This is a genomic window from Acinetobacter lwoffii (genome assembly GCF_019048525.1).
Taxonomy (GTDB): Bacteria; Pseudomonadota; Gammaproteobacteria; order Pseudomonadales; family Moraxellaceae; genus Acinetobacter; species Acinetobacter lwoffii_K.
The window spans coordinates 1,881,131-1,894,466 of sequence record NZ_CP077369.1 but is presented as its reverse complement, the minus strand read 5'-3'; the positions used below and the strand labels follow the sequence as shown (position 1 = coordinate 1,894,466).

Here is a 13,336-nt window from a genome sequence, read left to right as displayed (position 1 = left end):
TATAATTCTTGTAAATTCCGCATCTCCCTTGTTTTTACATTATGAGTAAACACGATTCTTCATTATCTAAAGATCAGTACAACCTGCTGAAATCTTTTAAGAAGCAAATTACACAGCCGCAAACACCTGCGGTCGTTGCTGCACCTGTTGAAAAGACTGTCGAGCAAGAAGCGTTAGAAGAACTGGAATTATTCCGCAAGCAAATGCAGGGCGTACAAAAAATTGAATCGGGAAATACGGTTCAACTGGACAAACCACGCAAGAAAAAGCCGGATGCACAAATCTTGGCAAAGCGTGCAGCGGCTACTGGCCCGCTGGAAACAGAGGCAATGGCTTTATCAGATACTCAGGCCATGCTCAATCCTGTCGGCAGTCAGGCCAACTTGAGCTATCGCATCGCCACCTTGCAGCATAAAGTGTTTGAAGACTTGAAAGCCGGTAACTTGCGCTGGTTTGAAGCTGTGGATCTGCATGGCTGTACCGTGGAAGAAGCGCGTCAAGCCGTGCTGCAGATTATCCAGATCGCCAAAGATGAAAACCAGAACGTGATTAAAATCATACATGGCAAAGGTCCGGAAGCGATTTTAAAAACCTATGTCAACGGCTGGCTGCGTCAGCATCGCGATGTTTTGGCTTTTGTCAGTGCACCTGAAAAGCAAGGTGGTACCGGTGCGGTATTGGTTCTGCTCAAACGTGCAGAAAAGAATCCAAAGTTCAAACAGTAAACGGTTTTAGCCTCAAAACAAGGCATTGTAAAAGTTTTCTGCTACAATGCCGTCCTTGTTCATTCTCAGTTTAAGTGAATACGTCATATGACTATGCAGCAATCCTACGCAAACATTCTTACTGCCGTTGGCGAAGATCTAAATCGCCCTGGTCTCAAAGATACGCCTGTGCGCGCTGCGAAAGCATTTTCATATTTAACCTCGGGTTATAGCCAGACACTTGAAGAAGTGACCAACAAGGCGGTCTTCCCTTCCGATAACCGTGAAATGGTACTGGTTAAAAACATCGAATTTTATTCGCTATGTGAGCATCACTTATTGCCATTTTATGGCCGCGTACATATCGCCTATTTGCCAGAAGGTCATGTTTTAGGCCTGTCTAAATTTGCCCGTATTACTGAAATGTTTGCACGCCGTTTGCAGATTCAGGAAAATCTGACTCAGCAAATTGCAGAAGCAGTGGCTGAAGTCACCAAAGCACGCGGTGTTGCAGTAATGATTGATTCTGCGCACATGTGCATGATGATGCGCGGTGTAGGCAAGCAGGAATCAACCACACGTACGGTATCATTTATTGGTGATTTTAAAACCGACAAAGAAACACGTCGTGAATTTTTAAGTGCGGTTCCAGAAAGCTATTAATTATTAAAGCTTAAAAATAAGTTACTCAAAGCCTCGATCATTCGGGGTTTTTTGCTTTTAAAGGAAGAGGATATCAATACTTAATTCAAAAGCTCACTTGCTATAAATAACACCTGGTAACAGGGTTTAAAGACCTGTCCCAAAACTTGCTATGTTTCAGTCTAGAACTCAAACAATTCCTGCTTGTGTTTGCAACAAGCCTACACTTGGATACACGATAAAGTTTTAATCCTGCCGCTCTCCCATTAAAGTAATTTGAAGTTGATATACAGCAAAGCGCTTTATATCTTTCTGATTGATTTTTAATGATAAGGAAAGTAACCATGGCGAATAGTAAAAATAACCAGGCGAAAGACAGCAAAAAATCAGCAAAAACTGCTAAAAAGACCCAAGATGAGAAACTGAAAAAGTCGAATAAGAGTAGTGACAAAGACAGTGATCGCAAAGTCACTAAAAAAGCGGCGAGCAGTAAATCTAAAGCGGCATCTTCTAAGAAAGACAATGCCAGCAAAGATGAAAAAGTGAAGGCGAAGAAAAATTCGAGCTCAAAAGCCAGTGATAAAGCGAAAGACCAAAAGACCTCTTCCGCGAAAAAACCGGCTAAAGCGAAAAGCAGCAACAAGAGTAAAGACGACACTAAAGTGAAAAAGTCTTCTTCAAAAAAATCGGCGCCTGCTAAAAAGCAGTCGAGTAGCTCCTCTAAGAGCAAGTCAACCAAGGCTAAAACCTCGAAGACCAGTTCAAAAAAATCGAAGTAAAATGAAAGCCCCTAGCTCTAAATGACAGGGGCTTTTCTGTATCTTGTCCTTTCGTTTTTATAATTTGTATTAGCTGAAATATTGAGTCATTTTAAATTTCAGAAAAGGCCGAATATGAAGTCATCTGCCAAAGTAACCCCACCAAAACGTCCGTCACGTGTAGTTTCGAATAGTTTTGATTATTTTCTGGACTTTGCAAAGATTAATTTTCGTAAACGACCCCAGCTCTACCGGATTGGCCGTGGTGAACAAGGTGTATTACTGGTTGAGCCTTATAAATCGGAAATCCTGCCACACTGGCGCTTTGCAGATGAAGCAAAAGCCCAAGCGAGTAGCGAGAAAATCTATCAGCTTTTCTTGGACTATTTAAAGCAAGAAGATTTTATCGGTGCGGACATGGCACGCAAGTTTTTACAGATGGGTTTCACCCGTGCCCGACGTTATGCCAATCATAAAGGTGGCAAAAAATACGATGGCCCGGTTCCGGAGGATAAAAAAGGCTTGAGTGGTGCGCATGGCCGTTCCGAGCTGCCACGTAATCATGAAGATCCGGTTAAAGCCGCTGCTGCCAAAATCTTTAAACAGAAATGGGATGAAGCTAAAAATCATCCCGAATATCTCCAGCAAAAACAGAAATTTCAGGAATTTATAGAGCAGCAGTCTGCAACTGGCTAAAAACCTTTCATTTAAACTGAGAGTGGCTGTGCGACAGGGTTCAAGGACTGATGAGCCATATAAACTCTGTTACGCCCGTTGTTCTTCGCCATATACAAGGCAGAATCTGCCGCATTCAGGAAGCGCTGATAATCCGGATGTCCATCATAAAGCACACAACCAATACTGACCGTAAATTTAAACTGCTGGCCTTGTGCCGAATTAATCATGCCATTTTCAATATATTTACGAATACTTTCGGCAATATTCAGGGCACGTTTCTCATCAGTATCCACCAGTAATAGCAAAAACTCTTCACCGCCGACCCGGAAAGCATAATCACTGCCCTGACTGTATTTTTGCAATGCTTCGGCCAGAAATTTCAAGGCCAGATCACCTGCTGCATGTCCAAATTTGTCATTAATACTTTTGAAATAATCAGCATCAATGGCAAGTAAAGACAAAGGCGTATGATTCTTACGGGAAAAAGTGATTTCACGTGAAATAATGGTATTCAAATAACGACGATTCAATAACTGGGTCAATGAATCATTACCTGATTCAATATATTCGGCCACCTGAAATAACTGATCTACTAACAACTGAATCTCACGGTTCAAGTCACGGATTCGTTGGATCAGTCCCAGCATATTGTTTTTGTCCGTACAGTCCATAATATCTTGATTAAGTTCATCGACTTGATAAATTCGTTCAATGATTAAATCGACCTGGTCAGAGCCGGTAAAAGCATAAGAGGCTTTATGAATAAACCATAAACCAAACTCCGACTTGGACAACATCGGATGATTCAATTTTTCATGCTCAGAAAAGACCTTGAACATGAGCTCATTTTCCCAGTCTAGCAATGAACTGCGCTGTTTATCTTTTTGTACGGCCACATCCTGCATCGCTGAAAAAACACGATAACTGTGTTTAATTTCCTGATTCATGGCTGTTTTGGCTTCATAAGATCGGCACATGACTTCTGTGGCAAACCCCATGATCTGGACAATATAACTGCAGGTAGTCAACATACTGTGATGAGGATTCTCATCCAGCAGTTCAAACATTTTACGCTCAATTTCACGTACACCGCGCATGATCAGCCAGGATGGAATTCCGACACGCGCATGCACATGCCCCACCATCGCCTGTTTCTGCACGGCATCGGCATAGCGTTTATTAATCCCTACACCAAAGCTTTCAAGTAGCCAGGCATTTAAAGTGTCGCGCAAGCGCTGTTGAATCAAGTCATCGGAAAAGAATTCTGCAGATTCCTTTTCAATGAGCATGTTTTTATAGAATTCTTCCACCAGAATCAGGGAATGATCTTGAATAAAATGAAAGGCATGCAATAAGTCATCAGATGAATAATTTTGACAGATCTGTTCCCATTGCTCGGCCAGTCTTGCCATGCATTCATTATTCATACTGTCTGTTCCCCAAAACCTTGCAATTTGTACTCACATTATGTGATAAATATAACAAATATCAGGTATTTTTCCTAAAATATCGACCAGATTATTTGTACCAAATCAAGCCAATCTTTTTATACAAGGGAAAACTAAACAGTAGCCTCATGGATACACAGCACTTTATCAATAGTTTTAAATAAATCTTAAAAATACCGAATCAAACCAAGACTCCATTGATCCCAGTCTTTGGACTGCTGTTGCTGATATTCCCAAGACAGCCGAAGTGCATGTTGTGGATTGAATGCATATTGGATTTCAGTATTCAGTTTCAGCTGCCAGCGATGCGAATCTTCCCAATAAGGCAGTTCCACCTGCACCAGACTGTTGATCTGATCGCTCCAGATATTCTGGCACCCCACAGTAGGGCCTGCACCTACGCGCCAGCCCTGATCCAGTGCCTTGCCTGCCTGTAGCTGAGTTTGCATTTGTGAATAACATAGATGTTCACGGCTGGCATTTGCCCAGCTATAACCACCCTGAGTTTTTAAGCTGGCGACGCCATGCTGTTCATCGTCACTAAACTGGCCATGCGCATCCAGTGCCTCCTGTTTCCAGCCCAAATTAAAACCCCAAGATAATGGCGTATTAAACGGATTGACCGGGTTATAGGAATTGACAGTAAATAGATCCAGATGTTCCAGCTTGAGCTCACTGTCACGATATTGCAAAGCCCCATCCAGAAACAGCAATTGTGTGCCGGTTCGAAAACCGCCTTGCGGGTCGATGAGATCATGATAAGCCTGCCGATGCCCTAGCTGGACAAAGGATTCACCCTGAACCTGTCCGGCCTGAAGACTGATATTCCGTGCATGATGGCTTTGTACCGGGTCTATTTTTGGACGTTCAGGCGCTTTACGCTGCTTCTCGATATTCAGCTGACTTCTTAAGCCTAATAACTTGCGAAAACGTGGCTGGGAAAATGATTTATCGACTGTTTGTCGGAGAAAGTCCAGATATAAATGATCATAGGCCATTTCCAGAATTTTGGCCTGATCTTCTGCCGGATAGGGCTGCAAGATTGAAGGCATTGCACCTGTTTCTGCATAAGCCAGCTGATGCGCAGTTTTTGCCAGCGCTTTGCCATGCTGTCTGGACTGTGCCAGCAATTGAGTTTCAAGCGCCGGACGGTAAACTTTCTGTTTGATCAAGCCCTGCTGTTCTACTACTTTTAGTGTTTCAATCGGAATCGCAGTCGAATTAAACTGTTTCTGTAGATTTAGCTCGGGACGTACCAGATCAAACAGTCCCAGTAGGCGATAAGCGCAATTATCACTGATAAAATAATAAGGGAAACTTACATTTTGCATTTCCCAGAGATGCTGTACCAAAAACCTGGTTTCTTGCGGACTTAAGTTTAATTCATATTCCCACAAATCCCGGCTTTCAAAGTCACCATACTCTTTGACCTTGCGGTAATACGGCATCAGTGAATATTCACCCGGATATTGTCCAGTCAGCCCTTTCCAGGCAAAGGACCAGTTGTCATTGCCATCGACCGTCGCAGCATAGTTGACCGCATAAGAAATCAGATTGAGTTGTTGCTGGTCTTTAGGGTCCAGACGCAACAAGGTATGACCAAACATCGAGCTGGGATTACCCATAAAATCCGTGGCATAGATCAGGGTTGCCTCATAAGGCTTGACCTCGCCAATCCATTTATCCAAATCCGGGCAACTGACCGCAGGCAATTGTTGCTCGGAAATATTCAATTGCTGCATTAACCAGCTGCTGCGTGCAGGAAACTTACAGCGGACGGACTGATTCGGCTCTGCGCTCAGGAATAAAGCCTGAATGTTATGCTGCATTTCTTTTTTTAGATCAGTTTTTCCCTGCTCTGCCAGGAAATAGCCCGAATAGTTAACCTCGCTATGACCTTGGGGATTGGCATACATGAGACGTTGCCAGGTAGTGCTCTGATCCAGACGCTGAGTTTCGGCCTGAGCGATATAATGCTGGATGTCTGGATTAATTTCGCTAGAAAAACTTAAAGGGCTGAATGTCAGGCCCAACATGAAGAACGCATATTTCATTCAGTTAACTTATTCTCATCAATTTCTTTTAGTCATAAGAAAACCCTGCCAGAACAGCAGGGTTTTTAGGGTGCGGATCAGATGTAGGATTTCAATACTTCATCTTTGGCCATCACAGTTTGTAAGGTGCTTAAAACTTGTAATGTATTCTGGTTTTCTTCGGAATAAATTTCAGAGAAATTCTGCTTGGAAACGCTAAAGAAACGAGCTTTATCTTCAGATTTAATATTCAAAAGTTCAGCCAGAACATTCAGGCTTTCACCCTCTCCAACTGCCATATCACGCGCCAATGCTTCAGCGTTTTCATTGGTAAAGGTCACCACTTGAGCGGTTACGGTACCGCCCTGGCTACAACCTAAAGTACCAAAAGTGATCCCGAGCCACTGATTCGTGAACAGAACGTTGGTCGTACCTGCAAAGAGTTTAGGAATAATACCAGACTGACCCGCCCATACCTGGCTTCCGATACCACAACCGACATCTCGGTCAGCCATCGCCATGCTTGAACCAGTCGCCAATACCGCCGCCAGCATAATTTTTTTCAACATAGTTATTCTCCAATTATTCTCATGCAATCTTTGTTATTACTCTAATAATGTAATTTAAATTACATACTCAGCAGAGTAGCGACAAGTCAAGTTTGGCGCAATTGAAAAAATGTATGCTTTACATAAACATAACCTGATTGATTTTACTGTTCCTTGAGCGCCCAATCGCCTTGTGAATTACGCTGTCCCAAAATTTTCAGCACCAACACCAGACTCAGCAGTAACAACAAATACCAGGAGCCCAGTTTGCCCCATCCCACCATATGCCATTGCTCAATCTGGCTTGGATAGAGCCAGATCTGGTAAAAGGTACTGATATTCTCGGCAATCCAGATAATAAACGCCAGAATCAGCAGTACGGGTAACATCGGCAACTGAAAAGTATGCCGATTCAGCTGAAAGCGAATTCTGGTTTTCCAGAACATGATCACGCTCCAGACAAATAAAATCACCCGATAATCGGGAATAAAAAACTTGCTCATAAAGTTGATATAAGACAAGACAGCCAATGTCAGCATATGGCTAAAACGCGGCAATTTTTCAAATGAAACCTGATATAGACGTAAAGAGCGCGCAAAAAAACTGCCGACCGCAGAATACATAAAACCGGCAAATAAAGGCACGGTCAGGATTTTAAATATTGCGGGTTGAGGGTAATGCCAGGAAGCAATTGCCGGATGGGTCAGGAAGATTTCCATCACCATGGCCATGAGATGAAATAACGCAATCACTTTGGCTTCAGCCCAGGATTCCAGTTTGGTATAGAGCAATATCACCTGAATCAGCAAAGCAAAAAAAAGCAGATAGTCATACCGGTAAAAACCAATGAAGAGATCGCTGCCCATAGAAGCAGTCAGCGCAAAAGCGAGCAGGAGTAAAATCCCAAATAAGGCAGCCGAAGCTGCCTTATAAGTAAATTCAAACCCTGATTTGAATAGATCGATCAAGGTTTACATCCTAAAGATATTTGGCACTATACTCATGTACGGTATCAATAAATGCTTTTGGATTCGCCGGATCAACCCACTGGGTAATACCATGACCTAAATTGGCAATATAACCGGTTTTCTCGCCATTGGCATAGGCATCATCCAGCATGGCTTTTGTCGCTTTAATGATGGTGTCTGATGAACCATATAAAGTTGCAGGATCCAGGTTACCCTGAAGTGCTGCACGACCAGCAACCGTTTGACGAGCGACATTCAATGGCGTGGTCCAGTCCAGACCAAATGCATCTGCGCCTGTCGTAATCATCGGTTCCAACCATTGACCGCCACCTTTGGTAAACAGAATTACCGGAATCTTGCGGCCGTCTTTCTCACGTTGCAAACCAGCGACAATCTTCTGCATATAGTTCAGCGAGAACTCGATATATTCACGATGTGCTAATGCCCCACCCCAACTATCAAAGATCTGTACCGCTTGTGCACCCGCATCGATCTGCGCATTCAAATATTCAGTCACTGCATCAGCCAGACGATCCAGTAAAGCATGCAAAACTTCAGGCTGCGCATACATCATCTGTTTGGTAAAACGGAAATCCTTGCTTGAACCACCTTCGACCATATACGTTGCCAGAGTCCATGGACTGCCCGAGAAACCAATCAGAGGAACCTGACCGCTCAGGGCTGAACGAATGGTCGAAACGGCATTCATCACATAATCCAGATCCGACTTGGCATTAAATGCAGGCAGATTGGCTACATCCTGTTCGGTACGGATGGTCTTGTGAAATTTCGGGCCTTCACCAGCTTCAAAATACAGCCCCAGTCCCAAAGCATCCGGAACCGTCAAGATATCTGAGAATAAAATCGCGGCATCAAGATCATAACGGCGCAAAGGCTGCAAAGTCACTTCACAGGCCAGTTCAGTATTCTTGCAAAGCGAAAGGAAATCTCCTGCCTTGGCACGCGTTTCGCGGTACTCAGGCAAATAACGGCCAGCCTGACGCATCATCCATACTGGCGTAGCATCTACAGGCTCACGCAACAATGCGCGCAGAAAACGATCATTTTTTAAGGTCGTCATTCACATTCCCATCTTTCTTTGACATTGCCAACATCATAGCAAAAAGGCCGCAGTTTTAATAACTTCTGGCAACTTTAAAAACCGATCGGATTGAACGGCAACCTAGTGATTTACACAAAACAACTACTGCATCTCCACATTTTTTCTGTAATACTTATAGTGTTTTTTCACATAGTTAAAGAAATAATTCTTAAGGTTGAGTTACATGTTCGTTCGCACAATGCTCGCTGTGAGTCTAGGTTGCATTTTCGCAGGTCAAGTTTTTGCCGCGTCTACTGCTGAACAACCATTAAAACCCCAAGTGGTGACTGATGTTGCAGTGCAAGATCCGATTGATCCATTAGCAACTGAAGCTTCAGCGGCCCAAGCAGCACCTGCAGAAGCGCAAATTACCGCACAAGAACAACAAGACTTAAAACAGGCATCTGAAGCGCTGAATAAGCTACAGGATACCGAAGAGCAGACTGCTTCTATTGGCGCAGCACCAAATACCAAAGCACCGACTAACTCTGCAGCGACCAAAGCTTCGTGGACTTTAGACGGTTTAAACAATGCCCAATGGTATGAAAATATCGGTGCAGGTCAATTCCCAGTTTACGCACGTGCGCATGTCATGCTGAATAATGCTCATGCATCACCGGGTGCGATTGACGGAACCAGCGGTAAAAACACACTAAAAGCGATTGCATCTTTCCAGCAAATGAATGGCATTAAACCGACAGGTGTTTTGACTCAGGAAACCTGGGATAAACTAGTTGCACGTCAGGGTTCTAAGCCAACCTTTGTTGAATACACCATTACTGAAAAAGATCTGGCAGGCCCATTTGCCAAGTCTATTCCTTCAGATTATGCGTTACAGGCAAAAATGAAAGGCTTGTACTACACGCGTGTCAGTGAAATGTTGAGTGAAAAATTCCATATGGATGAGAATTTTTTAAAGAAACTCAATCCAAATGCCAACTTTAATAAAGTTGGTGAAAAATTACTGGTCAGTAATGTACGTAATGACTTGCCTGAAGGTATTCACTTGATTGTTGCACATAAAGGCGCGAAACAACTGTACTTATTTAATAGTAAAAATCAAATGATCGCGTCATTCCCTGCCACCATTGGTAGTGCGGATACACCATCTCCAACCGGAACCTATAAAGTAACAGGTGTTGCACCAAACCCTTGGTACAGCTACTCACCTTCTAACTTTGTACAAGGTAAAAATTTAAAACCACTATCTTTACCACCGGGTCCTAACGGTCCTGTCGGGAATATCTGGATTGGTTTAAGCAAGAAATCATTTGGTATTCACGGAACACCAAACCCGTCTAGCATTTCGAAAACAGCATCACATGGTTGTATTCGTTTGACTAACTGGGATGCCAATGATCTTGGCCGTAAAGTCAAATCTGGCGTAACGGTTCGTTTCTTAGAATGATGATCGGTCTGCCGATTTGAATAAAAATAGCCTGCTTTTGAGCGGGCTTTTTTATTCCTTATGTTTACTTTCAGCTCTTTCGTTGCAAAAATGCAATGATCTGTCGCCTATTTGAGATTTTTTCAGTTATAAAACGACAGTATGATGATCTCAAGTTAAAAATAATGTCGAGATAAAATCATGAATGCTTTTCTACATCCTAGCGAAAATCGTGGTCATGTAAAAATGGGCTGGCTGGAGTCTAAACACAGTTTCTCATTTGGCAACTGGTATAACCCAAAGTATATGGGTGTCAGCGCTTTACGTGTCATTAATGATGACCTGATTGATGGACATCAGGGTTTTGGAACGCATCCACATGACAATATGGAAATCCTGACCTGTGTGCTGAAAGGAACCATTACCCATCAGGACAGCATGGGCAATCATGGCGGAATCGCTGCGGGTGAATGGCAACTGATGAGTGCAGGAACAGGTGTGCGGCACAGTGAAATGAACCAAGGCGACGAACAGGTCCATTTACTGCAAATCTGGATTATTCCAAATGAACGTGATGCCAAGCCGAACTATCAGCAAATCCGTCTTGACCCGCATGAGCAACCGAACCAGTGGCATTTGATTTGTGGTCCGAATGAAAATGCACCGATGCATATTCGTCAGAATGCCGAAGTCAAAACTGCGGTGATTCAGCAAGGCCAAAGTCTGGAAGTGAAAGCGACCCAGCATATTAATTATGTACATGTTGTTTCTGGCACTGTCCAGATCGCTGAACATACAGTTGAAGCTGGCGGCGCAATTGCTTTTCTAGATGATACAGAAATTAAAGCAAGCGAAGATGCGCAAGTGATCTGGTTTGATTTGCCGGAAGTACCCAACTAAGCTTTTAAAGCTCTCAGCTCTAATGGCTATTGATCCCAGTGATTAATAGCCATTTTTTATACGTATAATCATGAATAAGAAATAATAGTTCGCAAAATCATAATAAGGCTGCTTAACCAATAAAATTATGCCTACGACCTATACAAATCCAACCAATTCTCATCACATTTTTACCTAAGCAATGCATTATTTAGGTGAATATAAACTGATCCCTTTCCATGGAATCCAGTGCTGTATAGCTTTGATCATTCACGACTGGTTTGATATTGTCTTTTGCAGGCATAAAGTGAATTAATCTTTTCATGTAGGTTAAATAAATAGAAGAGCATATCCGTATGAACCAAATTTTAGAGATGCAAAGCATCCAGCAACAAGCTTTGCTTTATTTATTAGCCTTTTTAAAACAACAAGATTATCAGTTTACGACCATTACACCGCTTTCCCACCAGCGAATTCTGAATCGAAAAAAGAATGAAATTTATAAGCACAGAACCCATCAGGATATCTTTGGCTGGAATCTAAACTTTAAAAAAACTGATCTTGATTCTGCCCTTTTTACATTATTGCAAGAACATCAGCTTCTACAGGTTCAGGAAGATCAATACTTGAGTCAGGTTCGGGTTTCTTCACTCGATGGCGAACTCTTTATTCATTCAGCTTTTCCAACCACTCAGCAAGATGCGGTATTTTTCGGTCCGGATACGTATCGCTTTATCTATCATCTCAAGCAATATCTAGCTGCTCAGCCTCGCCCTTTTAAACGGGTCGTGGAAATGTGTTGTGGCACTTCAGCAGCCGCGATCAGCATTGCCAGACATTTTCCAGCTGTGAATGAAATGATGGTTGCAGACCTGAATCCCAAAGCCTTGCTCTATAGCCAGATTAATATCAGTTTTGCCGGCTTAAACCATATTCATCCGGTTCAAAGTAATTTATTTTCCGGTGGTGTTTCAAAAAGTATGCTGAAAAAAAGCAGGTTGGATTTTGATAAAATAGAGAAATGCGAATAACTCTAGAAATCAAGTGTCCAGCCTGCCTAAGTGACAGTATAAAGAAAAATGGCACAAAAGTAGATGGTAAGCAAAATTACCAATGTAAAATATGCAGACGTCAATTTATTGGTGATCATGCTCTCAGTTATCAAGGCTGTCACTCAGGTATCAAAACCAAAATATTACACCTCATGGTGCGAGGCAGTGGTGTCAGGGATATAGCAGAAATTGAAAGAGTAAGTATTGGTAAAGTTCTACGGACACTTAGCCAATCAAAATATCAACTTCGAGCACAGCAAAGTCATTATGAAACCCTTGAAGTAGATGAGTTTTGGACTTTTGTTGGTCATAAGCAAAATAAACAATGGCTAATTTATGCCTATCATCGAGAAACAGGTGAAATTGTTGCTTATGTATGGGGTAACCGAGATTTAGCCACTGCAAAACGACTTAAATTAAAATTGAAGCAGTTAGGTGTAAGCTATACATGTATATCAAGTGACCATTGGGATAGCTTTGTTACGACCTTTAAAGAATGCAAACAGTTGATTGGTAAATTTTTCACTGTGGGTATAGAAGGCAATAATTGTCGATTACGGCATCGAATCAGGCGAGGCTTTAGGAGAAGCTGCAACTTCTCCAAAAAGCTTGAAAATCATTTCAAAGCCTTTGATTTAGTGTTCTTTTATATCAATAATGGATTCGTTTAATGCCAGCATACTTTTTGAAACACCACCTATTTTCCAATCTTGATGGAAAATTTGATCTGATTTTTGCTAATCCACCGTATTTAATTGATCCCGAACAACGTCAATATCGTCATGGCGGTAATGCGCTGGATGGCTGTGATTTATCATTCAGGATTATAAAAGAAGGTCTACAGCGCCTGAATTCTGGCGGACATTTATTTCTATATACCGGTGTGACCGTGACTGAACATGGCAATCTGTTTTTGCAGCATCTTAAAGATTTGATGAAACAGCATCAAAATATAATCTGGTCCTATGAAGAAATTGACCCGGATATTTTTGGTGAAGAACTGGAACAACCGGCTTACCAACATGTGGAAAGAATTGCGTTGGCATTAATCAAAATTGAAGTAGGCAATTAAAGAATATTTATTAATTATGGAATTTTAAAATTTTGACTTTGTTCGCTATCAGCTTATTTTAAATC

Annotated in this window: 12 protein-coding genes and 2 pseudogenes; 9 read left to right on the top strand and 5 right to left on the bottom strand. The window is 42.2% G+C overall.

The features are described from left to right. The first annotated feature begins 41 nt into the window (after positions 1-41). From I6L24_RS08785 to I6L24_RS08770, 4 genes are all read left to right on the top strand, one after another. Positions 42-725: a Smr/MutS family protein gene (locus tag I6L24_RS08785; RefSeq protein ID WP_004279587.1), complete on the top strand. Its 684-nt coding sequence runs from the start codon at positions 42-44 to the stop codon at positions 723-725. Between the two features lie 93 nt (positions 726-818). Next, positions 819-1,367: a GTP cyclohydrolase I FolE gene (folE, locus tag I6L24_RS08780; protein WP_004730181.1), complete on the top strand. Its 549-nt coding sequence runs from the start codon at positions 819-821 to the stop codon at positions 1,365-1,367. A gap of 323 nt (positions 1,368-1,690) precedes the next feature. Then, positions 1,691-2,125 (top strand): hypothetical protein, encoded by a 435-nt coding sequence (locus I6L24_RS08775; RefSeq protein WP_004646396.1) that lies wholly within the window; start codon positions 1,691-1,693, stop codon positions 2,123-2,125. Positions 2,126-2,239: 114 nt separating this feature from the next. Continuing rightward, positions 2,240-2,800 carry a DUF4385 domain-containing protein gene (locus I6L24_RS08770; protein ID WP_004279582.1) on the top strand — a complete coding sequence of 187 codons (561 nt, stop codon included), beginning with the start codon at positions 2,240-2,242 and terminating at the stop codon, positions 2,798-2,800. Between the two features lie 11 nt (positions 2,801-2,811). Here the strand turns inward: I6L24_RS08770 and I6L24_RS08765 are convergent, their stop codons facing one another. The 5 genes from I6L24_RS08765 to hemE all read right to left on the bottom strand — a co-directional run bounded on the left by I6L24_RS08765 (position 2,812) and on the right by hemE (position 8,860). Further along, positions 2,812-4,209 carry a diguanylate cyclase gene (locus tag I6L24_RS08765; protein ID WP_004279580.1) on the bottom strand — a complete coding sequence of 466 codons (1,398 nt, stop codon included), beginning with the start codon at positions 4,207-4,209 and terminating at the stop codon, positions 2,812-2,814. A 188-nt stretch (positions 4,210-4,397) separates the two neighbouring features. After that, positions 4,398-6,284 (bottom strand): Lnb N-terminal periplasmic domain-containing protein, encoded by a 1,887-nt coding sequence (locus I6L24_RS08760; protein WP_216985895.1) that lies wholly within the window; start codon positions 6,282-6,284, stop codon positions 4,398-4,400. A 77-nt stretch (positions 6,285-6,361) separates the two neighbouring features. Beyond that, positions 6,362-6,832 (bottom strand): DUF3015 family protein, encoded by a 471-nt coding sequence (locus I6L24_RS08755; protein ID WP_004279577.1) that lies wholly within the window; start codon positions 6,830-6,832, stop codon positions 6,362-6,364. Positions 6,833-6,975: 143 nt separating this feature from the next. Next, on the bottom strand, positions 6,976-7,779 hold the full coding sequence (locus I6L24_RS08750) for a DUF817 family protein (RefSeq protein ID WP_004279575.1): 804 nt from the start codon (positions 7,777-7,779) through the stop codon (positions 6,976-6,978). A gap of 10 nt (positions 7,780-7,789) precedes the next feature. Next, positions 7,790-8,860: a uroporphyrinogen decarboxylase gene (gene hemE, locus I6L24_RS08745; RefSeq protein WP_004279573.1), complete on the bottom strand. Its 1,071-nt coding sequence runs from the start codon at positions 8,858-8,860 to the stop codon at positions 7,790-7,792. Between the two features lie 205 nt (positions 8,861-9,065). Between hemE and I6L24_RS08740 the strand changes: the two genes are divergently transcribed. The 5 genes and pseudogenes from I6L24_RS08740 to I6L24_RS08720 form a co-directional block, all read left to right on the top strand. After that, the gene (locus I6L24_RS08740) at positions 9,066-10,289 is read left to right on the top strand and encodes a L,D-transpeptidase family protein (protein WP_004730187.1); all 1,224 of its coding nucleotides are present in this window, start codon (positions 9,066-9,068) and stop codon (positions 10,287-10,289) included. A 180-nt stretch (positions 10,290-10,469) separates the two neighbouring features. Then, positions 10,470-11,168, top strand: coding sequence for a pirin family protein (locus I6L24_RS08735; RefSeq protein WP_004279570.1), 699 nt, complete (start codon positions 10,470-10,472; stop codon positions 11,166-11,168). Positions 11,169-11,503: 335 nt separating this feature from the next. Next, a pseudogene (locus tag I6L24_RS08730) lies at positions 11,504-12,109 on the top strand (methyltransferase small domain protein); the annotation flags it as partial. A gap of 59 nt (positions 12,110-12,168) precedes the next feature. Next, positions 12,169-12,870 (top strand): IS1 family transposase, encoded by a 702-nt coding sequence (locus I6L24_RS08725; protein ID WP_004282341.1) that lies wholly within the window; start codon positions 12,169-12,171, stop codon positions 12,868-12,870. Positions 12,871-12,884: 14 nt separating this feature from the next. After that, positions 12,885-13,271 (top strand): annotated as a pseudogene (locus tag I6L24_RS08720) (methyltransferase small domain protein); the annotation flags it as partial. Between the last annotated feature and the right edge of the window lie 65 nt (positions 13,272-13,336).